20 protein-coding genes, 4 tRNA genes and 1 pseudogene are annotated in these 26,144 nt (G+C 69.4%); 14 read left to right on the forward strand and 11 right to left on the reverse strand.

Features of this window, described 5'->3' with window-relative positions; all coding sequences use genetic code 11:
• Nucleotides 1-99: 99 nt before the first annotated feature.
• Nucleotides 100-900 (forward strand): hypothetical protein, encoded by an 801-nt coding sequence (locus I8J32_RS13210; protein ID WP_200616400.1) that lies wholly within the window; start codon nt 100-102, stop codon nt 898-900.
• A gap of 51 nt (nt 901-951) precedes the next feature.
• Here the strand turns inward: I8J32_RS13210 and I8J32_RS13215 are convergent, their stop codons facing one another.
• The 4 genes from I8J32_RS13215 to I8J32_RS13230 form a co-directional block, all read right to left on the reverse strand.
• Nucleotides 952-2,346: a TIGR03013 family XrtA/PEP-CTERM system glycosyltransferase gene (locus I8J32_RS13215; RefSeq protein WP_200616402.1), complete on the reverse strand. Its 1,395-nt coding sequence runs from the start codon at nt 2,344-2,346 to the stop codon at nt 952-954.
• Between the two features lie 249 nt (nt 2,347-2,595).
• Nucleotides 2,596-3,255 (reverse strand): 4'-phosphopantetheinyl transferase family protein, encoded by a 660-nt coding sequence (locus I8J32_RS13220; RefSeq protein WP_200616404.1) that lies wholly within the window; start codon nt 3,253-3,255, stop codon nt 2,596-2,598.
• A 363-nt stretch (nt 3,256-3,618) separates the two neighbouring features.
• Nucleotides 3,619-4,146, reverse strand: a complete 528-nt coding sequence (locus I8J32_RS13225) for a hypothetical protein (RefSeq protein WP_207526612.1) — start codon at nt 4,144-4,146, stop codon at nt 3,619-3,621.
• A 235-nt stretch (nt 4,147-4,381) separates the two neighbouring features.
• Nucleotides 4,382-5,278 (reverse strand): 4'-phosphopantetheinyl transferase family protein, encoded by an 897-nt coding sequence (locus I8J32_RS13230; protein ID WP_200616407.1) that lies wholly within the window; start codon nt 5,276-5,278, stop codon nt 4,382-4,384.
• A gap of 159 nt (nt 5,279-5,437) precedes the next feature.
• On the opposite strand from I8J32_RS13230, the pseudogene imuA reads away from it, so the two are divergent.
• The 4 genes and pseudogenes from imuA to I8J32_RS13250 all read left to right on the forward strand — a co-directional run.
• Nucleotides 5,438-6,046: pseudogene (gene imuA / locus I8J32_RS17695) on the forward strand (translesion DNA synthesis-associated protein ImuA); the annotation flags it as partial.
• Nucleotides 6,047-6,439: 393 nt separating this feature from the next.
• Nucleotides 6,440-7,936 carry a Y-family DNA polymerase gene (locus I8J32_RS13240; protein WP_200616411.1) on the forward strand — a complete coding sequence of 499 codons (1,497 nt, stop codon included), beginning with the start codon at nt 6,440-6,442 and terminating at the stop codon, nt 7,934-7,936.
• A 35-nt stretch (nt 7,937-7,971) separates the two neighbouring features.
• Nucleotides 7,972-11,130 carry an error-prone DNA polymerase gene (locus tag I8J32_RS13245; protein WP_407061030.1) on the forward strand — a complete coding sequence of 1,053 codons (3,159 nt, stop codon included), beginning with the start codon at nt 7,972-7,974 and terminating at the stop codon, nt 11,128-11,130.
• 95 nt (nt 11,131-11,225) lie between these two features.
• A complete protein-coding gene (locus tag I8J32_RS13250; protein ID WP_200616413.1) occupies nt 11,226-12,764 on the forward strand; it encodes a hypothetical protein in 1,539 nt (512 codons plus the stop codon).
• Between the two features lie 73 nt (nt 12,765-12,837).
• On the opposite strand, the gene I8J32_RS13255 is transcribed toward I8J32_RS13250, so the two are convergent.
• A complete protein-coding gene (locus I8J32_RS13255; protein ID WP_284691287.1) occupies nt 12,838-14,196 on the reverse strand; it encodes an aminotransferase-like domain-containing protein in 1,359 nt (452 codons plus the stop codon).
• Nucleotides 14,197-14,371: 175 nt separating this feature from the next.
• On the opposite strand from I8J32_RS13255, the gene I8J32_RS13260 reads away from it, so the two are divergent.
• The 7 genes from I8J32_RS13260 to I8J32_RS13290 all read left to right on the forward strand — a co-directional run bounded on the left by I8J32_RS13260 (nt 14,372) and on the right by I8J32_RS13290 (nt 20,653).
• Entirely contained in the window at nt 14,372-14,722 is a 351-nt protein-coding gene (locus I8J32_RS13260; protein ID WP_200616416.1) for a hypothetical protein, read from the forward strand.
• Complete coding sequence (locus I8J32_RS13265) at nt 14,719-14,922, forward strand: DUF2909 domain-containing protein (protein ID WP_200616417.1); 204 nt, start codon at nt 14,719-14,721, stop codon at nt 14,920-14,922. Before I8J32_RS13260 ends, I8J32_RS13265 begins: the two co-directional genes overlap by 4 nt.
• Nucleotides 14,923-15,171: 249 nt before the next feature.
• On the forward strand, nt 15,172-15,747 hold the full coding sequence (locus I8J32_RS13270) for a sigma-70 family RNA polymerase sigma factor (protein ID WP_200616419.1): 576 nt from the start codon (nt 15,172-15,174) through the stop codon (nt 15,745-15,747).
• Nucleotides 15,744-16,520, forward strand: coding sequence for an anti-sigma factor (locus tag I8J32_RS13275; RefSeq protein WP_200616420.1), 777 nt, complete (start codon nt 15,744-15,746; stop codon nt 16,518-16,520). The genes I8J32_RS13270 and I8J32_RS13275 overlap by 4 nt, the downstream gene beginning before the upstream one ends.
• A 318-nt stretch (nt 16,521-16,838) precedes the next feature.
• On the forward strand, nt 16,839-18,245 hold the full coding sequence (locus I8J32_RS13280) for a DUF4331 domain-containing protein (protein ID WP_200616422.1): 1,407 nt from the start codon (nt 16,839-16,841) through the stop codon (nt 18,243-18,245).
• A 126-nt stretch (nt 18,246-18,371) separates the two neighbouring features.
• Complete coding sequence (locus tag I8J32_RS13285; protein WP_200616424.1) at nt 18,372-19,547, forward strand: hypothetical protein; 1,176 nt, start codon at nt 18,372-18,374, stop codon at nt 19,545-19,547.
• On the forward strand, nt 19,544-20,653 hold the full coding sequence (locus I8J32_RS13290) for a HupE/UreJ family protein (RefSeq protein WP_200616426.1): 1,110 nt from the start codon (nt 19,544-19,546) through the stop codon (nt 20,651-20,653). The genes I8J32_RS13285 and I8J32_RS13290 overlap by 4 nt, the downstream gene beginning before the upstream one ends.
• Nucleotides 20,654-20,779: 126 nt before the next feature.
• Here the strand turns inward: I8J32_RS13290 and I8J32_RS13295 are convergent.
• Nucleotides 20,780-20,855, reverse strand: a tRNA-Glu gene (locus I8J32_RS13295).
• A gap of 55 nt (nt 20,856-20,910) precedes the next feature.
• Nucleotides 20,911-20,986: transfer RNA gene (locus I8J32_RS13300), tRNA-Ala, on the reverse strand.
• Nucleotides 20,987-21,100: 114 nt separating this feature from the next.
• On the opposite strand from I8J32_RS13300, the gene I8J32_RS13305 reads away from it, so the two are divergent.
• Nucleotides 21,101-21,640 carry a hypothetical protein gene (locus I8J32_RS13305; RefSeq protein ID WP_200616427.1) on the forward strand — a complete coding sequence of 180 codons (540 nt, stop codon included), beginning with the start codon at nt 21,101-21,103 and terminating at the stop codon, nt 21,638-21,640.
• A gap of 95 nt (nt 21,641-21,735) precedes the next feature.
• Here I8J32_RS13305 and I8J32_RS13310 read toward each other — a convergent pair.
• From I8J32_RS13310 to ppsR, 4 genes are all read right to left on the reverse strand, one after another.
• Nucleotides 21,736-21,811: transfer RNA gene (locus tag I8J32_RS13310), tRNA-Glu, on the reverse strand.
• Between the two features lie 55 nt (nt 21,812-21,866).
• A tRNA-Ala gene (locus tag I8J32_RS13315) sits at nt 21,867-21,942 on the reverse strand.
• 45 nt (nt 21,943-21,987) lie between these two features.
• Complete coding sequence (locus I8J32_RS13320; RefSeq protein ID WP_200616429.1) at nt 21,988-22,485, reverse strand: DUF1249 domain-containing protein; 498 nt, start codon at nt 22,483-22,485, stop codon at nt 21,988-21,990.
• Between the two features lie 317 nt (nt 22,486-22,802).
• Nucleotides 22,803-23,624: a posphoenolpyruvate synthetase regulatory kinase/phosphorylase PpsR gene (gene ppsR, locus I8J32_RS13325; RefSeq protein WP_200616430.1), complete on the reverse strand. Its 822-nt coding sequence runs from the start codon at nt 23,622-23,624 to the stop codon at nt 22,803-22,805.
• Between the two features lie 141 nt (nt 23,625-23,765).
• Between ppsR and ppsA the strand changes: the two genes are divergently transcribed.
• A complete protein-coding gene (gene ppsA, locus I8J32_RS13330; protein ID WP_200616431.1) occupies nt 23,766-26,138 on the forward strand; it encodes a phosphoenolpyruvate synthase in 2,373 nt (790 codons plus the stop codon).
• The last annotated feature ends 6 nt before the right edge of the window (nt 26,139-26,144 follow it).

Consider the following 26,144-nt stretch of genomic DNA (forward strand, 5'->3'; position numbering starts at 1 on the left):
GCACCGGTCCCGTCCGTTGGGCCTGGTTTTACGCCTCAAGGATGACGGCCACGGGCCCATTGCGGCCGCACCGCCACCACTACTACAGGCAGCACTGCGATGGCCGACGCGAGAAAGATCGTGGTGGACCCTTCCGCCGTCGCATGGCGGCTGGGCCTGATGGCCGCGGTGCTCGTGGTGACCAGCATCGGCATGCAGATGTACCGCCTGGCCGCCGGACGGGACCAGGTGCCCGGGCTGGCCTGGGTCACCTTGGACGGCGAACACAACATCCCCGCGCTGTTCTCCACCCTGCTGCTGCTCGCCGCCGCCCTGCTGCTGGCACTGGTTGCCAGACTGGCGCGGGACGCCAAGGCCGGCGATGTGTCTAAGTGGGTGCTCCTGGCGCTGGGGTTCTTCTTCATGGGCATCGATGAGTCGATGTCGGTGCACGAACGCCTGATCGATCCGATGCGCAACCTGCTTGGCGGCCGGGAACTGGGCATCTTCTTCTTCGCCTGGGTGGTCCCTGCGATCGTCCTGGTCGGCGGCCTTGCGCTCTACTTCCTCCCCTTCGTGTTTCGGCTGCCGCGCACGACCGCGGTCGCCTTCGTGGCATCGGGCGCGCTCTATCTGGGTGGCGCCCTGGGCGTGGAGCTGGTGGAGGGCTGGTGGCGCGAAGGCCATGGGCACGTGAACGTGATGTACCACGTGCTGGTGACGCTGGAGGAAAGCCTGGAGATGGCCGGCGTGATCTTCTTCATACGCGCGCTGCTGGGCCACATCGCCACCTGCTTCGGTGACCTGCATCTGCACCTGCGCCCGGCCGCCGAAGCGGTGTCCAGCCAGGCTGCAGATTCAGACGCAACGAACGGAGCCATCGCCGATACCAGCCTGCTACCGCGCGGAACCGGATCCTGACGATCGTTGCCGGCCCGCCGGCCTCCGCCTTGGCCCGTCAGGTCGCTGTCTTCAACGCGACCCGCGATGGAACAGCACGACCTCCACTGTCTGCAGCAGGATCATCAGGTCGAACACCAGGCCGTGGTTCTTGACGTAGAACAGGTCGAAGGTGAGCTTCTCTTCCGCATCCCGCACCGAGGCGCCGTACGGATAGCGCAGTTGCGCCCAGCCAGTCAGGCCCGGCTTCACGCAATGCCGCACGCTGTAGTAGCGCACCTCGCGATTGAGCATGTCGACGAACTGCGGACGCTCCGGCCGGGGGCCCACGAAGCTCATGTCGCCGCGGATGACGTTGAACAGTTGCGGCAGTTCATCCAGGCGCGACAGTCGGATGATCCGTCCCACGCGCGTGGTGCGGTCGTCACCCTGGCTCGCCCAGCGCGCCACGCCGTCGGCCTCGGCATCCACGCGCATGCTGCGGAACTTGATCAGCTCGAACGTCCGACCATTCTCGCCCACGCGCGTTTGCCGGTACAGGATGGGGCCTCGTGACTCCAGCGCGATGCATGTGGCCACGACCAGCATCGCCGGCCAGGCGACCATCAACAGCGCGCCGGCGGCGGCCAGGTCGAAGAAGCGCTTGCTGAGCCGACGCGGCACCGAATGGTCGAACCCTCCCGAGAAGGCCAGCCACGAGGGATCGGCCACGTTCAACTTGACCATGCCCGCCTCGCGCTCGAAGAAGGTCGTCAGGTCGGTGACCGTGATGCCCCGCTGCGCGCACTGGAGCATCTGCTCCATCGGCAACGCACCGCGCCGTTCATCCGGTGCGACGACGATCTCGTACACCTGCAGCCACTCGGCGATCTCCGACAACGAGAAATCCGTGTTGAGCAGCATGCTGTCGGGCACGTGCACGGGCTGATCCGGCAGCGGCAGGAAGCCCACGACGACGAACGACTGCCGGTCGGCGCGCCGGCGCATGCGGCTGTTGATCATGTCGGCGTGCATCCCCGCTCCCAGCACCAGCACGCGCCGCCGGAACACGTCCGTCTTGATCAGGCGCCCCACGACCAGGCGCAATGCGGTGACCGCCACGAAGCCCAATACCATCGAGATCGCCATGACGCCGCGGCCGATATAGGTGGGCGGGACAAGGTAGTACAGCACCAGCAGTCCAATCCCTCCGAAGGCGAACGAAAGCGACACCCGCAGCAGGAAATCAATCCGGCTGTGACGCACGTGCACCTGGTACAGGCCGAAGGCGACCATCGCCACGGTGATGAAGGTCGCGAAGACGACCGCGCGGGGGCCCAGCGCCTGGAGGAAGTCGCCCAGGCCTTCGGGATTGCGGAGGAAGCGGAGCCAGGCCGCGGCGGCAACTGCCAGGATCAGCAGGGTCATCTCCGCGATCCAGAGCAGCAACAACGCCCGACTCTTGCGACTGGCCAATGCGATGCTCATGCCCACTCCGTTCCCGAATTCGAGGGACTGCCGGTCTTCGCGACCTGCAGCGCAATCGCCAGTGCCATGTATCGTCCGTGAGCGGGTGCGCGGCGGCACGCTGCACCCGGTTTCATGTCCACGCGCGCGCCTCACGGTCCGGCGGGCTGCTCAGCAGCCATCGCCGCAGGTCGGGCCCGCACATTGGAACCAACGAGGAAATCCCGACGTGCCGGCCGTGCATGTTGCGTAGAGCCAGGCCCGCATCGCTCAGAATGGTCCAGCCGCGTCGCCAACCGCCGGCCGCAACCAGAGCGCGTCGATCGCGATGTCGCACGGCGCAGCCACTGCCGCCACCCAGTAGGGCCCGACATCCAGCATCGATACCTGGCAGATGTTGCCGTCTGGCAGGTCCAGGCGAGCGCCGTCATCCGCGGTGAAGCTGGTCATTTCCCGCTGCAGGCCCAGGCCGGTCGCCTTGAGGAATGCCTCTTTGCGCACCCAGGTCGTCAACAGGGCTTCGCTCCTGGCCAGTCGATCCAGCGTGGCCATGGCCGCGGTCTCCGCGGGATGGCAGGTGCGCGTTTCTATCTCGAGCATCACCGCCGCGCGTGTGGAAGGTTCCAGATCCACGCCGACGGGACCCGCCCCGGAGATGGCCACCGCGACGCAGCCATCGGCATGGCTGAGGCTGGTGAACCACGCGCCGCCACGCACCCGCGGGCAGCCTGCGTGATCGCGTCCGAGGGGCACCTGTCCCGCATCGCAACCCAGGGCCTGGCCCAGCAGCAACCGGTGCAGTGCGTAGGCCAGCGCAAGGTCGTCCCGATGGGCGGGCGCCCGCCTGCCGAGCACTCGCCTGGATTCGTCCGCATCGAGAAGGGCATGCGCGTCGGAAACCCATGTCCACCAGTCGCGAAGGTCGAACATGCCTACGCACGCGCGCGGTGCGAGAGCGCGCCGGTCCAGTCTCCCGCGGGCATCGCGCGTTCGAACGCCGCGCGAAGACTGGTGCGCAGCCCACGGAAAGCATGGGTGGTCCGGTGGGGAGGCCTGTACTGCAGCATGCAATGCGCCGTGGCGCACGCCACGCGCCTGTCCATCAAGTCAACGCTGTCGGGGCATGCCGTCGGACATGCCCGGCGGACCAGGTTCTCCGGACCATACCTGGCGGACCGCGCAGAAATCAGTGCATCGCGGCCGACGGTCGCCTGGGGGGTGTCCGGGTGTCGCTCAAACCGTACTCGAAGCGCTCCCACGCGGATCGGGTCCGGTCGTACAGCGCCTCGATGGTCAAGGGCACCCCGCTCCCCTCGCGGCCGAAATAAGCCATGCCGTTGGCATTGATGCGCAGGAACCGGCTGCCGCCCTCCACTGTCGTGATCCGGTCCAGTCGCAACCAGGCCGATGGCTGCCGCAGGTCATGCGCCAGGGCGGCGGTGACCTGTGGCCCTCGAGTTGTTCGACCAGCGCCACATCGTTGGGCATGTCGCGCTCGCCACTGGCCGCGCCGCCGATGCTCACGTCCGGAAATGCCGCCCGCCGCAACCGGCTGTCGTAGCCCAGTTCGTAGTTGAAGCCGATCCATTCGCCACGTCCGCCGACCTGCACCTGGCCCGTGCCCCTGACCGCACTGACGCCGGTTTCCATGGGCTCGACTTCGGCGGTGGTCAGCCGCATGTCGACGCGGCGGCCGCCGAACTGCTCCGCCAGCGCCACCACCAGCGGCCCGGCGATGGCGTTGCTCAGGGTTTCGTCGGGCGCTGCCCGCACGGGCCTCGGGACGGCCGGGGTTTGCCCGGGCCTGGCCTGCGCGGCCACTGCGCCGCTTGCGCAGGCGCACAGGAGCAGGACACCAATGGCAGAACGGTGCGGCACGGGTCTCTCCGCCGGCGGCTTGACCGCCTGATCAGATCAACGCGGTGAGGCGGGTCTGCCGGGCAGCGGCCGTGGCGAATTCTGCGGGGACGCACGAGTCGTAGTTTTTAAAATCAACTAGTTGCAATTGACTCATGACAAATTGAATTAATGTTCAGCCACCCGCGAGGCCCGCCCATCAGGCCTCCGGATTGGATGCTTCAAGGCCGTGATGCGATCCACCGGAAGTCCTGAGGAAGGTCAGTTCCAGCCTCGCCCTTGCCGTTGGCGCCATCAGTCGGTGAAAGCGCACCGTCGGCGCCGGACCCTCCCCCTGCTCCGCGCACAAGGCGAGCAGATGGTCCGGCGTCGGCCGGCATTGCCAGAACCGCCATCGGTCCGCGTCGTCACCCAGGGCCGGATCGACCGTGAGCTGGACGGCATGCTCGTGGGGATAGTGGAAGGCGAACTGGTCCAGCGGAATCGACAGTCCCATGCCCCGCGCCTTGATGTAGGACTCCTTCAAGGTCCAGTACTCGAAGAACCGATCCTGCTGCCCGGCCTGCGGTACGCGCGCCAGGTCGGCCACCTCCACCGGCGCGAAATAGCGCTGCGCGATATCCATCGAGACCGGGCGCTGCGTCAGCTGCTCGACGTCCACGCCCAGGGCGCGGTGCCGGGCCACGGCCAGCGCGATCAGGCCGCGGCTGTGCGAGATGTTGAACGACAGCGCACAGGCCTCGCCATGCCGTGGCGCGATGTGCGGACGCCCGTAGTCGTTGCACTCGAACGTCCAGTCGGCGGGCGCGATGTCGGCGTACTGCGAGAGCACGGTGCGGACCATGCCGCGGGTGATCAGGTAGCGGCTGCGGTCATGGTCGAAACGGAAACGCTGCTGTTGCTCCCGCTCGGCCGCGGTCATCAATGCGCCGAATCCGGCCCGCGCTGCCTCGTCGATCTCGTCCTCGACGGCGAGCCATATGTCGATGTCCTGCTCGGGGGCAGTCATTTCCTGATCCCTCATGGCGTCCTTTCCCTGGTCCAGCCGGGGCGCATTCTGGCAGAGCGGCTGCGTAGCTTGGCTTGCCGCATCCATCACCTGGTCGATTGGAGGGCGGAATGCGGGTTCTCTGCACAGGCCCCACTGCAGGTATGCATTGCAAGCCTTTGAATTTCCGAGTCTTAACCAGTGAGACCCGGGTATTAGTATTATTGCTAACATGCAACCGTCCCGCTCACGCACAAGGCACTGTCCATGGGCGCCGTAATCGCCCTCGAGGGGCTGCTGGCGCAGCGGCGGGTGTGGCGTGGCCAGGCCGTGCCGGCCCCCGCACCCGCGCACCCCACCGGGTGGACCGCCCTGGACACCGCACTCCCCTCCGGTGGCTGGCCCGATGCCGCCCTGAGCGAACTGCTGTTGCCCGCCGATGGCATTGGCGAACTCCGCCTGCTGTGGCCCACCCTGGCCCGGCTGAGCCAGGCCAGCGACGCCGTCATCGTCCTGGTGTCACCGCCCTGCCGCCCCCATCCGCCGGCGTGGCAGGCCGCCGGCATCCGCCTGGGGGCGCTGCATCTGATCGAGACGGCCCATGCACGCGAGGCCCTGTGGGCCACGGAACAATGCCTGCGCTCGGGGGCCTGCAGCGCGGTCCTGGGCTGGCCCCGGCAAGCCGACGATCGTGCGCTGCGACGCCTGCAGGTCGCGGCCGAAACCGGCCAGACCCTGGGCTTCGCCTTCCGCCCCCTGAAGGCCGCGGTGAATCCTTCGCCTGCCGCCCTGCGGATCGCCTTCGACCCGGCGGCGCGACAGTTGCGGGTGCTCAAGTGCCGCGGGGGACTGGCGCCCGCGCACCCGATCGCCCTGCCGGACCTGTTCCTGTCGGCCACCGAACTGCGGCGTCATTGCCTGCCATCGCCCGCGCCGCCGGTCGAGGCCCCGCCGCGCCCGAGGTTGCACGAGGTATTGCAGGGAGGGATGCGACCGATCACCTTGCCGGCTGCTGCCGGCACCACGCCCGGCGCTTGCGCGCCCGACGCGGACGCACCCGACGAAGATCCCGCGCAGAGGCACGCGCCACTGCCACTGCCACCCGCCGCAGCGTCCCTGCGGCCTCCCTTGGCCTTCGCCTTGCCACTGCCGCCCGCGGCCGCCGTCGCGCGCCCGGCGGGCGTGACACCGCCTTCCTCCGCGTCGCCAGGACCCGCGCCGCTTGTTCCTGCGCACGGAATCGCCCTTGCTCCCGTCCAGGCCTGAGCCATGCGCTGGGCCTGTCTGCTGCTGCCGCAACTGGCCGTCGACGGCGTCCTGCGCCGGCAGGTCCGCGCCGGTACGCAGGAAGCCAAACGCCAGTCCGATACGCCCGATACGTCCGATGCGTCCCAGCCCGACCCCGCCCAGACCATCGCGCTGGCCCTGCTCACCGGGCCCGCCCAACGGCGCGTGCTGCATGCGGTGACGCCGGCCGCGCGGGCGCTGGGCCTGCGTCCGGGCTTGTCGCTGGCCGCCGCCCAGGCCCTCGCCACCGGTTTTGTCACCGCGCAATACGATCCGGATGACGCCCGGCGCTGGCGCGAACTGCTGGCCGCCTGGGCCTACGGGTTCAGTTCCCAGGTCAGCCTCGACCTGCCGCACGCGATCGTGCTCGAGGTGGGCCACAGCCTGCAGCTGTTCGGGCCATGGCCGCGTTTCCAGGCGCGACTGCGCGAGGAACTGCGTGCGCTCGGCTTCCGCCATCGCATCGTCGCCGCCCCCAATCCCCACGCCGCGCGGGTGCTGGCCAACGTGCACGACGGCCTGGCCATCGGCGAGAACGCGCTGGACAACGCGCTGGGCCAGTTGCCCATCGAACGCGCCGGACTGCCGCGCGAGGTGGCCCTGGCGTTCTCGCGCATGGGCCTGCACAAGCTGCGACAGGTGTTCGCCCTGCCCCGCGACACGGTGGCGCGGCGCTTTCCGCCCACGGTTCTGCAGCACCTGGACCGGCTGCGTGGCGAGGATGCGCCGCTGACCTGGTTCCAGCCGCCCGATGCCTTCGAAGGGCGCATGGAGTTCGACCACGAGATCGAATCCAGCCAGGCACTGCTGTTCCCGCTGCGCCGGCTCACCGCCGACCTGGCCGCTTTCCTGGCCGGACGCGATGGCGGCGTGCAGCGTTTCACCCTGGTGCTGGAACACGAATTCCTCGCACCCAGCGAGGTCAGCGTGGGCCTGCTCGCGCCCGAGCGCCAGGCGTCGATGCTGTTCGAACTGGCGCGTGGCCGGCTGGAGCAGGCCCAGGTGCCCGCGCCGGTGCGCGGGCTGAGGCTGCTCGCGCCCGAACTGCCGGCCTTCGTGCCGGCCGAGCGGGACCTGTTCGACGCCCGTCCGCAGCAGGCGATCCCCTGGACGCAACTGCGCGAGCGACTGCGGGCCCGCCTGGGCGACGACGCGGTGCACAGCCTGCCCTGGCATCACGACCATCGCCCCGAACGCACGCTGTCCACCGACGGGGCCATGACCGCGCGAAAATTCCCGTCTCCCGACCCCGCCGCGCCACCGCGCCCGGGCTGGCTGCTGCCGCATCCGATGCCCTTGCGCGAGCCGGTGCGTCGCGTCATCGCCGGGCCGGAACGGATCGAGTCGGGCTGGTGGGACGATGCGGACGTGCGCCGCGACTACTACCTGGTGGAGACCGCGCAGGGACAGCGGGCCTGGGCCTTCCGCATCGCCGGCGAGGCCAGCGGCCCCTTCATGCTGCACGGCTGGTTCGCATGAACGGGCCGGTCAATCCCGTGCCGGCCGCCCACGAAATGTCCGCCCGCGACATGCCTGGTCGCGACATGCCTCGCCGCGATGCACTGCCCGACTACGCCGAACTGCATTGCCTGTCCAACTTCAGCTTCCAGCGCGGCGCCTCCAGCGCACGCGAGCTGTTCGACCGCGCCAGGCAACAGGGCTACCGCGCGCTGGCCATCACCGACGAATGCAGCCTGGCCGGCATCGTGCGCGCGCTGGAAGCCTCCGAAGCCACGCAGCTGCCGCTGATCGTGGGCAGCGAATTCCATCTGGCCGACGGGCCGCGCTGCGTGCTGCTGGCCGAAACCATCGAGGGCTACCGGCGCCTGTGCCAGCTCATCACCCTGGCCCGGCGGCGTGCCGGCAAGGGCGAGTACCAGGCGCTGCGCGCCGACCTGGAAGGCAGCACGCAGGGACTGCTCGCGCTGTGGCTGCCGGGTGCGCAACCCGATGCGGGCGAAGGACACTGGCTGCAGTCGCGTTTCCCGCAGCGCACCTGGCTCGCGGTCGAACTGCACCGCGGCCCCGACGACGAAGGCCGCCTGCACACGCTGCTGGCATTGGCCCAGTCACTCGGCCTGCCCGCGGTGGCCACCGGCGACGTGCACATGCACGTGCGCCGCCGGCGCGCCCTGCAGGACACGATGACCGCCATCCGCCTGCGCACCACGCTGGCGCTGGCCGGCCATGCCCTGTTCCCCAACGGCGAGCGCCACCTGCGCACGCGCCAGGCGCTGGCCGCGATCCATCCCGAAGCGCTGCTGGCCGAATCGGTGCGCATCGCACAGCGCTGCACCTTCCACCTGCGCCAGCTGCGCTACGAATATCCGCGCGAACTGGTGCCCGATGGCCACACCAGCGCCTCCTGGCTGCGGCAACTGGTGGAAGAAGGCCTGCGCGCGCGCTGGAACCGCGCGGTGCCGCTGCCGCCGCAGGAGCACGAACACCGCAGGGCCAAGACGCTGGCGCTGGTGGAAAAGGAACTGGCCCTCATCGCCGAACTCCACTACGAATCGTATTTCCTCACCGTCCACGACATCGTCCGCCATGCGCGATCGCTGGGGATCCTGTGCCAGGGACGCGGTTCGGCGGCCAATTCGGCGGTGTGCTACGCGCTGGGCATCACCGAGCTGGAGCCGGGCAAGATGGAGCTGCTGTTCGAGCGATTCCTGTCGAAGGAGCGCAACGAACCGCCGGACATCGACGTCGACTTCGAACACGAGCGGCGCGAGGAAGTGCTGCAGTACATCTTCAACCGCTACGGCCGCGGCCGCGCCGCGCTGACCGCGGTGGCCATCCGCTATCGCGGCCGCAGCGCGATCCGCGATGTCGCCCGCGCTCTGGGCCTGCCCACCGACCAGATCGACGAACTGGCCCAGGTCATGGACCGCTGGGGCGGGGACCAGCCCCTGCCCGAGCATCTGCGCGAACGCGGTTTCGACCCGGATTCGCCGCTGCTGCAGCGCGTGATGGCGCTGACGATGGAGCTGATCGGCTTCCCCCGCCACCTGTCCCAGCATCCCGGCGGCTTCGTGATCAGCGAGCACCCGCTGTCCACGCTGGTGCCGGTGGAGAACGCGGCGATGGAAGACCGCACCGTGATCCAGTGGGACAAGGACGACCTGGACGTACTGGGCCTGCTCAAGGTCGACTGCCTGGCGCTGGGCATGCTCACCTGCATCCGCAAGGCCTTCGACCTGCTGCGCGCCAGTGGCCGCCGCGACATGGTGCTGCAGGACATCCCCCAGGATGACGCGGCCACCTACGCCATGATCCAGCCCGCCGACACGGTGGGCGTGTTCCAGATCGAATCGCGCGCGCAGATGGCGATGCTGCCGCGGCTGAAACCGCGCAATTTCTACGACCTGGTGATCCAGGTCGCGATCGTGCGGCCCGGCCCGATCCAGGGCGACATGGTCCATCCCTACCTGCGCCGCCGCAGCGGCCAGGAGCCGGTGACCTACCCCTCGCCCGCGCTGGAGGAAGTGTTCCGGCGCACCCTGGGCGTGCCGCTGTTCCAGGAGCAGGTGATGCAGCTGGCCATCACCGCCGCCGACTACACGCCCGGCGAAGCCGACCAGTTGCGCCGCTCGATGGCCGCCTGGAAGCGCCACGGCGGCATGGAGCACCACCGCGACAAGATCATCAGCGGCATGCTGCGCAACGGCTACACGAGCGAGTTCGCCGAACGCATCTTCGAGCAGATCAAGGGCTTCGGCAGCTACGGGTTCCCCGAATCCCACGCGGCCAGCTTCGCGCTGATCACCTACGACAGCTGCTGGCTCAAATGCCACGAACCGGCGGCCTTCGCCGCGGCGCTGATCAATTCCCAGCCGATGGGCTTCTACGCGCCCAGCCAGATCCTGCAGGACGTACGCCGCCATGGCGTGCAGGTGCGGCCGGTGGACGTGCGTTACAGCCAGTGGGACTGCACGCTCGAACCGCTGCCCGATGCGCGCGCGCAGCCGGCCATCCGCCTGGGCCTGCGGATGGTCAACGGTTTCCGCCAGGACGTGGCCGAAGCCATCGCCCGGGCGCGCGCGGCACGCGTTTTCCTGGACGTGACCGACCTGTGCGATCGCGCCGGCCTGGATGCGCGTGCACGCGACCTGCTGGCCGATGCCGGCGCCCTGCGCGGGCTGGCCGGCCACCGGCACAAGGCGCGCTGGGCGATCGCGGGCGTGGAGGCCCAGTTGCCGCTGTTCGCCGAAGTGGGCGCCACGGCTGAAGCGGCCGTCGCGCTGCCCCTGCCCAGCGCGGAACAGGACATGCGCACCGACTACGCCCTCACCGGGCTCACCCTCGGCCCGCATCCGCTGCGGCTGCTGCGGCCACAGCTGCGCGCGCGCCGCTATCGGCGCTCCAGCGAACTCAAGCAGATGCCGCATGGCCGCGACGTGGCCTTCGCCGGCCTGGTCACCTCGCGCCAGCAACCGCAGACCGCCAGCGGCGTGATCTTCATGACCCTGGAAGACGAAGACGGGCTGGTGAACGTGGTGGTCTGGCAGCACGTGGCCGAGCGCCAGCGGCGGGCACTGCTGGAATCGCGCCTGCTGGCCGTGCGCGGGCGACTGGAATCGCAGGACGGGGTGCAGCACCTGATCGCCGGGCGGCTGGAGAACCTGGGACCGCTGCTGGGTTCGCTGCGCACGGCCTCGCGGGATTTCCACTAGCCAGCGCCCGACCCTGCCGTCGGCTGGCCGCGCACCGCCCGTGGCCGCGTTGCTCAAGGAGGAACCGCCGCCCGCAGTTCATGGAGGAAGCCTGCATGTCCCTTTCGCGCCTGCCATGGCTGCTCGCGCTCGCGACCAGCCCGATATTGGCCCAGCAAGCACTGGCCCAGGAAGCACTGGCCCAGGAACCGCCCGCTTCCACGGCGCCGGCGCGCCATCGCCTGGAGGCGCGCAGGCTTTCGGAAGCGCGCATCGAGCCGCGGCTGGTGCGGGAACTGCAGGTATCCACCGTGGCCGCCGACCAGTCGCTGGTGAGCGATCGCGTACGCGCGACCGACCTGCACGTCGCACTTCCAGATGCCTCCACCGCAGTCGATTCCACTGCTGTGGACGCCGCCGCCGTCGACGCCGTCGACGGCGCGACGCCGGGCCGGGCGGTCGCGGACGCGGCCGGGGCCGCCTCCACGCCGTCCGTGGACCAGGTCACGCTCGACCTCACCCGCCTGGGCACGCGCATCGGCGATCTCAAGCAGACCACGCTGTTCGATCGGGGCGTGCGCGTGCCATTGCCCGCGGGCAGCGACGAAGTCACTCTGCAACGGGGCCAGATCCTGGCGATCGGACGCCACGAAGATGCCGCCCAAGTCATCACCGCCGGAATCACGACAGCTTCTTCGCCCAGCGTGCTCTACACCGTCGACCGCCAGCTGCGCGCCCGCGAACTCGGCCTGGTGCACAAGACGGCCGGCCTGAACTGGGACGGCGACAAGCGCCGTTTCATGGGCCAGATCCTGGTCGGCATCATCGACCGCGAGAATGCCGGTGCCAGCGAGCCGATCGATGCCACGCTCACCGTGCAACTGCTCGCGCCCGGCAATTCACTTACGCCGGCGCTGCTCGAGATCCACCGCATCGGCCAGCCATTCCAGTCCGTGGAGGTCGCGCTGGAGGCACCGGATGATCCCTTCGAAGTCCAGCTGCTGTCGCAGGTCGATCCGGACCTGCCGCCCGCACGACTGTCCGTGCGTCGCACCCAGCTGGTGCTGTCGGCGCCGACGCTGATCGACGGCCTGGGCGTGGGGTCGGGCGAAGTCACCGTGCGCTCGGCCGGCGCGCGCCTGCGCGAAGGCGAGACCATCACCCTGCACCTGGATCGTGGCCGGCTCGAATCCTCGACCCTGGTCGTCGGCGCCAACGGCGTGGCCACCACGCGCATCCACTCCACGACGCTGGGCGACGGCACCCTGCGCCTGGAACCCGGGCCGTACGTCGCGCAACCGGTGCAACTGCGTTTCGTGCCGCCCTGGCCCCTGATCGCGGCCACGCTGCTGGGCAGCGCGCTGGGCACCTTCATCCTCGTCTATGCGCTGCGCCAGCGCACGCCGCGACGGCGCCGCAGTTACATGCCCGATGCCGTCGCCGGCATGGTCGTGGGGATCGGCGCCACCTCGATGGTGTATGCCGGCATGGCGCTGCCGGACTGGGTGCCGCTGCCCCAATCGCTGGCCGGCGCCATCGCTCCGTTCGCGCTGTCGTTCTTCTGCGCCGCCGCCGGGTCTGCGTTGATCGGCTGGTTGAGTGGTACGCGCATCGCGCCGGTGGCGGCGGCGCCCGAGCCCGCGTCGACCGGCTGAACGACCGCACCATCGACCGCGCTCGCGAATGTAACGAGTGGGTGCGCGCCGAACGCGCGCACCATCGGCGAGATCACCCCCGCCCGGCCAACCGCCCCAACGTCCCCAGTGCGCCGTCGACCCGCGCGTCCAGCGGATGTCCGTAGTTCAGGCGCAGGCAATGCCCAAAGCCGCGACTGGCCGAGAACATCGGGCCCGGCGCGATGCTGATGCCCAGCTGCGAGGCCTGCCGCTGCAGGCGCAGCGCGTCGCTGCCCTCGGGCAGTTCCAGCCAGAGGAAATAGCCGCCGGCGGGCCGCGTCACGCGCGTGCCCGTGGGGAAGGCGCGCCCGATCGCGGCGATGTATTGCGCCTGCTGGTCCTGCAGCGTGCGACGCAGGCGACGCAGGTGGCGGTCGAAGCCGCCGCGTTCGAGATAGCGCGCCAACGCGATCTGGGTGGGCACGTTGGTGTTGAGGCTGCTGGTCAGCTTGCCGCGCGCCACGGCCCTCGCATGCTTGCCCGCGGCGACCCAGCCGATGCGGTAGCCCGGGGCCAGGCTCTTGGAGAACGACCCGCAGTGCATCACCCCGCCGTCCTTGTCGAAGGCCTTGGCCGGCAGCGGACGTCGCGCACCGAAGTGAAGTTCGCCATACACATCGTCCTCGATGAGCGCGATGCCCTGCCGTGCGAGCAGTTCCACCAAAGCGCGCGTGCGCGCTTCTGGCATCGTGCTGCCCAGCGGATTCTGGAACGTCGTCATCAGCCAGCAGGCGCGCGGCGCATGTCGCGCGATGGCGCTCTCCATCGCGTCCAGGTCGATGCCGTCCCGCGGATGGGTGGGGATCTCGATCGCGCGCAGGCCCAGGCGTTCGAGCACCTGCAGGGTGGCGTAGAAGCACGGCGACTCCACCATCACCGTATCGCCGGGGCGTGTCACCGCCTGCACGCTGAGGTTCAGCGCTTCCAGCGCGCCGTTGGTGATGACGATCTCGTCGGTCGACACTTCGATTCCGTCGATCAGGTAGCGCAGCGCGATCTGCCGACGCAGCGCGGCCTGGCCGGGCGTGAGGTCGTCGACGGTGCTCCATGGATCCAAGTGCACCGCCGCGGTGGCCAGCGAGCGTCCCAGCCGTTCCAGCGGAAAGAACAACGGGCTCATGAAGGCCGAGCCCAGCGGCACGATGTCACGCTGCATGGCCGACTGCAGGACGTCGAACACCAGTTCGCTGACGTCGACTTCGCGCGACAGGCCATCGGGCTGGGAAGCCGTGTCCGGTTCTGGCGGCAGGCGGGGCACGGCACGGGCCACGTAGTAGCCCGACCGCGCGCGCGATTCGACCAGTCCGCGCGCTTCGAGCAGGTAATACGCCTGGAACACCGTCGACGGGCTGAGCCCGCGCGCGGCGCTGGCCTGGCGCACGGAGGGCAGGCGCTCGCCCGGCTGGAGCACGCCGGACTGGATCGAGCGCGCGATGTCGTCGGCCCAGGGCTTCGTAACGCTTCACGGCGCGCCCCAGGCGGCACCGGCCTGAACTGATATGGTTTTTTGCCGCATATCTGATTCTGGTCCTTCTGTACTGCCGGACCTAGCATGCTCGGGTCCGCAGTCGCTGGGAAGCCGCAGAATGAACCCGCTGGTCGAACTCAACCTGGCCCTGATCCTGTTCCTGCCCTGGTTCGCGATCCTGGCCGTGCTGTTCTGGATCTACCCCCGCCGCCCGGTGCGGCCCGGGCGCCGCCTGTTCGACGCCGCCAGCCTGGCCCTGGCCCTGGCCGCCGCCTGCGCGGGCATGTACTGGAGCATGGCCAACGCCGACACCCGCTTCGGCGCGATGTGGCAACAGGTGCTGGCCAGTTCGGTGTCCTACGGCGCCTTCCTGCTGGTGATGACCCTCGCCTTCTTCGCACGGCGTCGCTGGCTGTCCGCCGGTCCCACCGTCCCCCACGCCAGCGGCACCGGAGCCCTCGCCCCATGAAGACCCTGCTCATCGTCGGAATGCTCGGCGTCATCCTCTACAACCTGGGCGCCGGCCTGTACTACATGCTCACCGACATGGGAACGACCAAGCGCACGGTCAACGCGCTCACGCGGCGCATCGCCTGGTCGGTGGCGTTGATCCTGCTGGTGGCCGCGGGCATCGCCTCGGGCGTGCTGCACCCGCACGGCGTGGGTTGAACGCGCGGCCGTCTGTCACCCCGGGAGCCCCCCTGCATCCGGATGCCGCCGGCGCGCGTAGTGAAGGGAACATCCCTCACACAGGACGCCGCCCTTGTCCCGCGCTTCCAATGCCGCCTGCCGCCCTGGCCCCCTCCTCGGGGTCCGTACCTGTCCGGGTGAATCCGGCCCTCATCGGGCTGCGCTAGGCTGCTGCACGGCACGGCCAGGGAATCGGCCGCGATGAGTCACGGCGCAGCGGGGATGGCGATGACGCAAGCGGACGTATCCGATACGACGGCGGCGGCCTTCGAAGTCGACCAGTTGCTGTTTCGCGTGGCCTCGGGCGACCAGGCCGCGTTCGAGTCGCTCTACCACGCCACGTCACGGCAGCTGATGGGCGTCTGCCTGCGCGTGCTGACCGACCGCAGCGAAGCCGAGGACGTCCTGCAGGACGTCTACGTCACCGTGTGGGGCAAGGCCGCGCAGTTCGACGGCACGCGCGCCCGCGGCATCGCCTGGCTTGCATCGATCGCCAGGCACCGCGCGATCGATCGCCTGCGTGCGCTGCCCACGCGGGCGGCGCGCGCGCCCATCGACACGGTCGAATCCCTGCCCGACCCGACGCCTTCCCCCGCCGCGCGAACCGAGCAGGCGCGCGAGCGCGCACGGCTGGACGAATGCCTGGAGCAGCTCGAACCCAGGCGGCAGGGACTGATCCGCACGGCCTTCTTCGATGGCGCCACCTACGAGGAGCTGGCCAGTCGTTCGGGGTCGCCGCTGGGATCGGTGAAGAGCTGGATTCGCCGCGGGCTGCAACAACTTCGCATGTGCCTTGAACAATGAATACGACCCGCGGCCCTTCCGACGACGACACCCATGGCCCCGCGCCGGACGACGACCTGCAGGCCGCCGAATACGTGCTGGGCGTGCAGGACCGCGCCGAGCGCCATCGCGTGCAGCTGCGGCTGGCCGACGAGCCCGCGTTCGCGGCACGCGTGCTCGCCTGGGAGGCGCGCCTGTCACCCTGGCTGCTGCGCATCGAACCCGCCACGCCTTCGCCGCACGTCTGGCCGCGCATCCGGACCCGACTGGGCTGGCCGGCGGTGGGCACCAAGGCCCGGCCGGGCGTGTGGAACGACCTGCGCTTCTGGCGCGGCGCGGCCGGGCTGGCCGCGGCGGCCGGCGTCGCCGCGATCGTGTTCGCATTGCGCGTGCCCGCGCCCGCGCCGGCGCCGCCGGTGGTGGTCACGCCGCCTCCGGTCGTGCAGCCCGCCGTGCCGCTGCCGGTGACGGTGCTCGCGCGCGACGACGGGTCGACCGGCTGGATCGCCTCCATCGACAAGACCGCCGGCGTCCTCAAGCTGGTGCCGGTGCCCGCCCCCGCCGACAGCGCCGGACGGGTAAACGAGCTGTGGATCATCCCGGCGGGAGCCGCGCCGATTTCGCTCGGCCTGCTTTCGCATGAGATGTCGCACGAGGTCGAGCTGCCCGCGGCCGCGCGCAGCGCATTGCAGGCCGGCGCCACGCTCGCCGTGACGCTCGAGCCGGCGGCGGGCATCCCGCATGCCGCGCCCAGCGGCCCCATCGTCGCCAAGGGCACGATCGGGAACATCTGATCTGCGAAATCTGATCTGCGAAATCTGATCCGCGAAATCTGATCACGCCCCGGTCCGTTTCCACGGCCGGGGACCGTGGGCGCAGGCGCATGCCTCTCGCGCATGCGCCTGAACGCATTGCGGGTCCGGCGATCGCGCCCGGCCAGCACAGCGGAACACAGCATCACTTGCCGCTCACGCCGTTCGCCCGACGAACGGTGCATCCGCCCACGGTGGGGCCCGTAGTGCCTTGTGCACCACGGGCGAAGTCCGCAATCCCGCGACCTGCGCCCGCACCCATTCCGCGCCATTGCTGGCGCTTAACCGCGGAGATCCGACATGAGCAGCACCAAATTGCGAAAGACCCGAATCGCAGCAGGCCTGGCCACGGCCGGGCTGCTGGCCTCAGGCGTGCTGGTCACCGGGGTGGCGGTCGGTTCCAGCCACCGCGAGGCGCCCCTGATCACCCAGATGCCGAAGATCGACGCGACGGACTTCTACATGTTCCGCAGCTACGAGCCGGGCCGCGCGAACTTCGTGACCTTCCTGGCCAACTACCAGCCGCTGCAGGCCCCCTATGGCGGACCGAACTACTTCCTGATGGACCCGCACGCGCTGTACGCCATCCATATCGACAACGACGGCGACGCGATCGAGGACATCTCGTACTTCTTCCGCTTCTACAACCAGCAGCGCGCGCTCACCGTGCCGGTCAACGGCATGGACATCCCGGTGCCGCTGAGCAACATCGGGGCCTTCGGCGACACCACCGCGCAGGATGGCAACCGCAACGTCAGCGAGTCCTACGTCGTGGTCAGTTCCCGCAACGGGCGCCAGGCGGCGGCCCGCAACCTGGGCTTCGGCGGTTACCTGTTCGCCAAGCCGTCCGACAACATCGGCCGCAAGTCGATCCCGAACTATTCGGCCTATGCCGGCCGCCACATCACCCGCATCGGCGTGGACCAGTGCGCCACCGAAGGCCGCGTCTTCGCCGGCCAGCGCAAGGAAGGCTTCGCGGTGAACCTCGGCGAAGTGTTCGACCTGGTGAACACCAACCCTGTCGGGCCGCCCGACGGCGAGAAGAACACGCTGGAAGACGCCAACGTCACCACCATCGCGCTGGAACTGCCCATCGCCTGCCTGACGGCCAACGGGCCGATCATCGGCGCGTGGACGGCCGCGTATCGCCGCCTGCAGCCGGATGGACCTTACGTGCAGCTTTCGCGGCTGTCGGCGCCGCTGGTCAACGAAGTCGTGATCGGCCTGCCGGACAAGGACCGCTTCAACGGCTCGCACCCGGCCGGCGACGCCTCGTTCGCGAAGTACGTGACCAACCCTTCGCTGCCGATCCTGCTGCAGGCGCTGTTCGGCGTGCGGCCACCCACGCAGTACCCGCGCACCGACCTGGTGGCCGCGTTCCTCACCGGCGTCAGCGGACTGAACCAGCCAACGAACGTGAGACCGGCGGAAATGATGCGGCTGAACACCTCGATCGCACCGCGGCCGGCGCTGACGCAGCAATCGCTGGGCGTGCTGGCGGGCGACACCGCCGGGTTCCCGAACGGCCGCCGCCCCGGTGACGACGTGGTCGACATCGAGCTGCGCGTAGCCATGGGCGCCCTGCTGCCGGCGAATGTCGCACCGGACGGGCAGTTGCCCTACACCGACGGCGCCTGGGTGAGTGCACGCGGCTTCAGCGTGAACTTCCCCTACCTGGGCACGCCGCTGCCGGGCTCGCCGAACTGACGCAACCACCGGCGGCCACCCGCCGCTGGATGGCACGGAGCGGGCGACGCCGCTGGCGCCGCCCGCACCGACCACGCGAGGTTCCCGATGATCCACTCAAGCACTCGACAGGCGCCCGCTCGCCACGTGCCCGACAGCGCGGGACATGCGCCACGCCCGTCGGAGCACGACGCGCTGCTCAGCCGCATCATCGCCGCGCTGGTCCTGGCGCTGCTGCTGTTTGCATTGCCCGGCCTGTTGCAGGTGGCGCACGCGGCACGCCCGGTGGCCTTCGTGCCCGCCGACGGCAGCGTGGTGCTCGATCGCCTGCCCGGCGGCTACATGCAGGTAGTGCCGGTCCACCGGGAAACACCGGGCGAGGCCGCGCTGCGGGCACAGCGTCTCTACCAGCTCGCCGCGCGCACGGGCGACGCGCGCCTGGCCACGCGTGCCGACGCCCTGCTCGCCCGTCAGCCCACGCTCCAGCGAAACGCCGGCGTCCGCATGGCACGCGCCTTCAGCGCCCAGCATCGACACGATTTCCCGGCCGCGCTGCGCGAACTGGATGCGCTCATCGCCGCCTCGCCACGCCACGGTGAGGCCCGCCTCGCCCGCGCCCAGATCCAGCTCGTGCGCGGCAACCTGGCCGCGGCGCGCCAGGATTGCGTGGCGCTGGCCACTGGCATCGACCAGGACAGCGGCCTGCTGTGCGTGGCGATGCTGTCGCTGCGACAGGGGCGCACCGGCGTCGCCGCCCAGGTGCTCGATCGCTGGCTGCGGCAGGACGGCCTGGACCCGGCGCGACGTGCCCACGCGCTGCTGCTGCGCGCCGACGTGGCCGCCCGCGCGCGTGATCCCGGGGCCGACGCGTTTTACCGCCACGCCATGGCGGCCTCACCGGGCGACGTACGCGTCCTGCTGCCCTATGCACGCTTTCTGCGGGACACGCGACGGCCGTCGCGGGTCGAATCCCTGCTCGCCGCTTACGCCGACCATGACGGACTGCAGCTGCAGCGCGCCCTCGCCGCGCAGGAAGCCGGCGCCGCCAACGCGGCCACCCTGCGCCAGTCACAGGCGCGCCGCTACGCCCTGCTGCGCGCCCTGGGCCAGACGCCCGAGCTGCGCGACGAAGCCGAGTACCTCCTGCTCCTGCGGCACGACATCCCCGGCGCGCTGGCCGTGGCGCAACGCAACTTCCGCACCCAGCGTGATCACGAGGACGTGCAGGTGCTTGCGCGCGCAGCGCAAGCGGCCGGCCGCACGGAAATCCTGCGCAACCTGCACGACTGGTCCGCGCAGCAGGGCATCGGGGCAACCCCATGAACCGCGTCCGGGCCGCCCTGCTCTTTCTCACCCTGCTCCCCCTGCTCGCCGGCCCCGCCTTCGCGCACAGCCTGTCCGTGGCGCATGTCGACATCGACGCACGGCACGCCGGCGATGTCGCGATGGAGCTGGATCTTTCCCTGCGCGACGTGGCGCTCGCCCTGCCACTGGATGGCGATGGCGACGACCAGGTGACCTGGCAGGAAGTGCAGGACCAGCGCGCGGCGTTGCACGCCATGGTCCTGGCCGAAGTCGGCCTGGCCACGAGTGCGGGCCCCTGCGCACTGTCGCCGGGTCCGCTGGCGGTCCGCCGCTACGACGACGGCGTGTATGTGGTCGTCCGGCTGCGCGGACCCTGTCCCGCGCGCACCGGCTGGCAACTGCGCTACGGCCTGCTGTTCGACCAGGATCCGAAGCACCGCGCGCTGGTGACCCTCCACCAGGGCAGGCAGGCACTGGCCGCGGTCGCCGATGCATCGTCCAGGCGCCTGTCCCTGGGCAGCACCGGCCGCATGGATTTCTTCCTGGGTTTCCTGCGCCAGGGCGTGGCCCACATCCTCGACGGATACGACCACCTCGCCTTCCTGCTCAGCCTTCTGCTGCCGGCCATGCTGGTACGCGCACAGGGACGCTGGCATGTCACGGGCCACTGGCGCGACGGGCTCGCCCAGACCCTGGGCATCGTCACCGCGTTCACCGCGGCACATTCGATCACGCTCACGCTCGCGGCCCTGGCGTGGGTGACACCGTCCTCGCACTGGGTCGAGGCGGCGATCGCCGCCAGTGTCCTGCTGGCGGCCCTCAACAACGTGTGGCCGCTCATCACGCGCAAATTGTGGATGGTCGCGTTCAGTTTCGGCCTGATCCACGGCTTCGGTTTCGCCGGCGCGCTGGGCGAAGCCGGCCTGCCCACGCACGCCCGGCTCGCACCGCTCGCCGGCTTCAATCTGGGCGTGGAAATCGGGCAACTGGCGGTGGTGGTCGTGTTGTGCCCGCTGCTGTGGGCGTTGGCGACCCGCCACTGGTATGTGCGCACGGTGATGCCGGCGCTGTCCGTCGCAATCGCGGGACTGGCCGGATGGTGGCTGTGGGAGCGGCTGGTGTGAGCAGACCGGGGAATCGGGCCACCGCCGATGCCGGAAGCACTGCGGGCCGGACGATGCGACCGGGCCCCGCGCAGACGCCCGCACCGGGGGGGCCCGGTTTCCCCGGCCCCATCTGCTTGAATCAATTGGCGTCCCCACGGGGATTCGAACCCCGGTCGCTACCGTGAAAGGGTAATGTCCTAGGCCTCTAGACGATGGGGACGCAGTAAAGCTTTGGCCTTTTGATGCCGCGGATACTCCACGGCGTCCGGCAGTGTTGGTGGAGCCAGGCGGGATCGAACCGCCGACCTCCTGCATGCCATGCAGGCGCTCTCCCAGCTGAGCTATGGCCCCACGTGCCGGAACGGCGCGAAGTCTAAAGGAAATCGCGCACTGCGAATACCCTTTCGTTCCGGCGCGCTTCGCGCTATATGCGCAGCAACGTGTTCTTCAGGGAGAGATGCCGTGATGCTGCGCTTGCCTTTTGCACCGTTGATCGCCGCCTGCCTGGCGCTGATGCCCTGCGTCGCCGCGCAGGCCCATGACCCGCATGCCGCCACGGCCGACGCGAGCGCTGGCGCCACCGCGGCGCCCATCGAAATCGTCCTGCCCGATGCGCGCGTCGTCGCGCTCACCGATGTCCTGCTGGGAAAGGTCGCGCGCCATGCGCTCACCGCCACGGCGCACGGGAAGACTTCGACCTACGAAGGGCGCGACTTCGTCGAGGTGCTCAAGGTGGCGGGCGTGCAGCCGGTGGAATCGCTCGAGGGCCCGCAGCTGCGCACCCTGGTGACGGTCATCGGACGCGACGGCTACCAGGTGGTGTTCGCGCTGGCCGAACTCGATCCCACCATCGGCGGCCGCCAGGTGATGTTCGCCGATCGCGCCGACGGCGCCGCGCTGGATGCACGCGACGGTCCGTGGCAGCTGGTCGTCCCCGAGGATCAGCGCCCGGCGCGCTGGATCCGCCAGATCGCGCGGATCGTGGTGTCGAACGCCGGCTCATGACGACGCGTGCGGCGTCGCAGCGTCGTGCGCGCGGCGACATGGCAGCGCAAAAACAATCAGGGCCCGGTTTCCCGGGCCCTGATTGCTTGCAGAAGTGGCGTCCCCACGGGGATTCGAACCCCGGTCGCTACCGTGAAAGGGTAATGTCCTAGGCCTCTAGACGATGGGGACGCAGTAAAGCTTTGGCCTGTTGGTACTACGTATCCGCGCGCACTCCGACGAGGAGTGGTGGAGCCAGGCGGGATCGAACCGCCGACCTCCTGCATGCCATGCAGGCGCTCTCCCAGCTGAGCTATGGCCCCACGGCGCTGGAAAGACGGCAAGTTTAGGGGGCGTGAAACGGAGCGTCAAGCCACCTTGTCGACGCCGGGCTGAATCGTCGGCCCGACCGGGTGCAGCGTGGCCACCCCGTGGCCACGTTCGGCAAGGTACTGGATCCACTTGCCCAGGAACGTGTTCATGCGCAGGCGATGCCCGACCACGGCGGCCGGCGGCGGGTACATGCCGATCACGTCCTGCCAGCGGCGGCCGACGTAGCAGTGCGTGGCTTCCAGCTGGCGCGCATCGTGGTACAGCCGCAGCCAGGCGGAGGGATCGGGTTGGCCGGTGACCGGGTCGGTGATGGCGTAGGTCAGGCGGATCTCGGTCGTGTAGCGGTGCTGTTCCAGCACTTCCAGCTGCACGGGCAGGCCGTCGCCGATGTCGGACTGGTAGCGTCCGGCCGGCAGGTGCGCGGGTTCGAACAGACGCGCGAACCGCGAGTGATTCTCGGAGTACAAGGCCATCAGCCAGCCGAATCGGCTGAGCCGGGGAATGCGCGCGGAGCGGGAAACGATCTGCACCATGAGCCCGATCCTACACGTGCGATCCACCCAGCGGCAGCGTTGACGTGCATGCATCGGGAGCCTATGGTCACAGTTCTCCCCGGCCCTTTGCCGGGGCTTCAGTTTCAAGGCTCCCGCGCCGCGCCAACGCCCGCCGATTGCGGGTCGCGGAGCGCAGACCAAGCTGAACTCGATATGGCCTGATTCGGTATCGCTCGATCCGATTTCGCCGGCCTGGATCTCGCCGGACTGGATCTCGCCGGACTGGATATCGCAAGACCGGCCTGGCTTGACCGGGTCTCGCTGAACCGCTCACGCCGGCGCGCGGACTCACGCCATCAGAACATCTCGCGGTGGATGCCCAGGGTCGTCATGACCTTGCTGGCGATTTCCTCGATCGAGGTGTGCGTCGTGCTCAGCGTCGGAATGCCTTCGCCACGGAACATCATCTCGGCCGCCGCCACCTCGCGCTTGCAGGTGTCGAACTGGGCGTAGCGCGAATTGGGCCGGCGTTCCTGCCGGATCTGCTGCAGCCGGACCGGGTCGATGGTCAGGCCGAACAGCTTGCTGCGGTACGGGCGCAGGCGCGGCGGCAGGCGGTCCTGCTCGAGGTCTTCCTCGGTCAAGGGGTAGTTGGCCGCCCGGATGCCGTAGTGCAGCGCCAGGTACACGCAGGTCGGGGTCTTGCCGGCCCGCGACACGGCCACCAGGATCACGTCCGCGCCGGCGTAGTCGGTGGCCTGGCCGTCGTCGTGGGTCAGGGCGAAGTTCATCGCGTTGATGCGGCGGTGGTAGGTGTCGAAGTCCACGATGCCGTGGGCGCGGCCGATGTGCCGCTCGCGCGACTCGCCCAGCTCGCGTTCCAGCGGCTCGATGAACGGCGCGAACACGTCGAGCATCAGCGCCCCGCTCTCGGCGACCGCGGCGCTGACGGCCGAATCCACGCAGGAATTGATGACCACCGGGCGCACCCCGTACTGCTCCCCGGCGGCCCGGATCGTGCCGGCCAGCTCGCGGCCCCGCTCGACCGTCCCGACGAAGGAATAGCGCTCGGTGACGAACCGGGTCAGCGTGAACTGGGTCAGCAGGCTGTGGCCGATCGTCTCGGCGGTGATCCCGGTGCCATCGGAAACGTAGAAGACCGGCCTGACTCCGGGCATCGCCCACCTCGCAAATAACCTGTGGCCATAGGGAAAAACGGCGGCCCCGCGTTTGTCGGGGGCCGCCACCATCAGGGATAATAGCGGTTTGGTCGCGCCGCCCCTGCCCTCCCCCCGCAAGACGCCCCACGGAGATCCGCCTTGAACGAGAACATCCTCTGGCTGCACGCGCTGCGCCTGTCCGACCTGGCCCGCGTAGGTGGCAAGAACTCCTCGCTGGGCGAGATGATCGGCAACCTGGCCAATCTCGGCGTGTCCGTCCCGGGCGGCTTCGCGACCACGGCCGAGGCCTTCAAGGCCTTCATCGCCCACAACGACCTGCACCAGCGCATCTTCGACCGCCTGGCCACGCTGGACGTCGAGGACGTCCCCGCACTCAATGCCGCCGGCAGCGAGATCCGCCGCTGGGTGATCGACGCCCCGCTGCAGCCCGACCTGGACGCCGACATCCGCACCGCCTACCGGCAGCTGTGCGCCGAGAACGGCGGCGGCGACGTTGCCGTGGCGGTGCGCTCCTCGGCTACCGCCGAAGACCTGCCCGACGCCAGCTTCGCCGGCCAGCAGGAGACCTTCCTCAACGTGACGGGGGCCGACGACGTCGTGCACAAGGTGAAGGAAGTCTTCGCCTCGCTCTACAACGACCGCGCCATCGCTTATCGCGTGCACCACGGCTTCAAGCACGAGGACGTGTTCCTGTCCGCCGGCGTGCAGCTGATGGTGCGCTCCAATGTCGGCGCCTCCGGCGTGCTGTTCACGCTGGACACCGAATCGGGCTTCCGCGACGTGGTGTTCATCACCTCGAGCTTCGGCCTAGGTGAGATGGTCGTGCAGGGCGCGGTGAATCCCGACGAGTTCTACGTCTACAAGCCGACCCTGATGCAGGGCAAGCCGGCCATCCTGCGTCGCTCCATCGGCGCCAAGCAGCAGCGGATGGTGTATTCGGACACGCCCGGCGAGCGCGTGCGCATCGAGGAGACGCCCGCCGCGCTGCGCGACAGCTTCTCCATCAGCGACGACGACGTCCACGAACTGGCGCGCCAGGCCCTCACCATCGAGCAGCACTACGGCCGTCCGATGGACATCGAATGGGCGAAGGATGGTGTCAGCGGCAAGTTGTTCATCGTGCAGGCGCGCCCGGAGACGGTGAAGTCGCGCGGCAAGGCCACCCAGATCGAACGCTACGCCCTCACCCGCCGCGGCACCGTGGTGTGCGAAGGCCGCGCGATCGGCCAGAAGATCGGCAGCGGCGTGGCCCGCGTGGTGCGGTCGCTCGACGACATGGCCCGGGTGCAGCCCGGCGACGTGCTGGTGGCCGACATGACCGATCCGGACTGGGAACCGGTGATGAAGCGCTCGGCCGCGATCGTGACCAATCGCGGCGGCCGGACCTGCCACGCCGCGATCATTGCCCGTGAACTGGGCGTGCCGGCGGTAGTCGGCACCGGCAACGCGCTGGACACCATCCGCGACGGCCAGGAAGTCACCATTTCCTGCGCCGAAGGCGACACCGGCTTCATCTACGACGGCACCCTGCCCTTCGAGCGCAACGTGGCGGACCTGGACAAGATGCCGCCGGCGCCGCTCAAGGTGATGATGAATGTCGCCAACCCCGAGCGCGCCTTCGACTTCGCCATGCTGCCCAACGCCGGCATCGGCCTGGCGCGCCTGGAGATGATCATCGCCAGCCACATCGGCATCCATCCCAAGGCGCTGCTGGAGTACGCCTCGCAGGATGCGGCGACGAAGCAGAAGATCGACGCCCGCATCAAGGGCTATGGCGACCCGGTGGACTTCTACGTCGACCGCCTCGCCGAGGGCATCGCCACGATCACCGCCTCGGTGGCGCCGCATCCGGTCATCGTCCGCCTGTCGGACTTCAAGTCCAACGAATACGCCAACCTGATCGGCGGCTCGCGCTACGAGCCGCATGAAGAGAACCCGATGATCGGCTTCCGCGGCGCCAGCCGCTACGTCGATCCCAGCTTCGCCGATGCCTTCGCGCTGGAATGCCGCGCGGTGAAGAAGGTGCGCGAGCTGATGGGCCTGGACAACTGCTGGGTCATGATCCCGTTCGTGCGCACGCTCGAGGAAGGCCGCAAGGTCATCGCGGTGCTGGAAGCCAACGGCCTCAAGCGCGGCGAGAACGGCCTGAAGATCATCATGATGTGCGAGGTGCCGTCCAATGCCCTGCTGGCGGACGAGTTCCTGGACATCTTCGACGGCTTCTCGATCGGCTCCAACGACCTCACCCAGCTCACCCTGGGCCTGGACCGCGACTCGGCGATCGTCGCGGGCCTGTTCGACGAGCGCGACCCGGCGGTGAAGAAGCTGCTGTCGATGGCGATCAGCGCCGCGCGCGCCAAGGGCAAGTACGTGGGCATCTGCGGCCAGGGCCCGAGCGACCACCCAGATTTGGCCGAGTGGCTGATGCAGCAGGGCATCGAATCGGTGTCGCTCAATCCCGACACCGTGGTCGACACCTGGCTGCGCCTGGCCAAGGTCAAGGCGGCCTGACGGCAC

It is taken from the genome of Lysobacter solisilvae (assembly GCF_016613535.2).
Taxonomy (GTDB): Bacteria; Pseudomonadota; Gammaproteobacteria; order Xanthomonadales; family Xanthomonadaceae; genus Agrilutibacter; species Agrilutibacter solisilvae.